General features: G+C 39.0%; 1 protein-coding gene. It reads left to right on the top strand.

What is annotated here, in order from left to right:
• On the top strand, window positions 1-89 hold an 89-nt coding region (locus KI369_RS30130), incomplete at its 5' end, for an IS3 family transposase (RefSeq protein ID WP_206499386.1).
• Window positions 90-249 lie beyond the last annotated feature (160 nt).

Genomic DNA, 249 nt, shown 5'->3' on the forward strand with positions numbered 1-249 from the left:
ATATCGAGTGCGATTACAATCGCTGGCGATGGTACAGTTGGTGTGGCGGTCTCAGTCCGGAACAATTTGAAAATCAGAATCTCACTTAAAACGGCATCCATTTTACAAAAGATGGCCGTCTGTGTATTTATAATGAATACCTTCTACATGTTTAGAGTGCATAATCCACGACAAGGCGATATCCTAAAAATTAGCTAGCAGGCAACTTTGATGGCATAGATAATGTTTTTAGTAAAAAAGAGTTGACTG

It is taken from the genome of Bacillus sanguinis, assembly GCF_018332475.1.
Taxonomy (GTDB): Bacteria; Bacillota; Bacilli; order Bacillales; family Bacillaceae_G; genus Bacillus_A; species Bacillus_A sanguinis.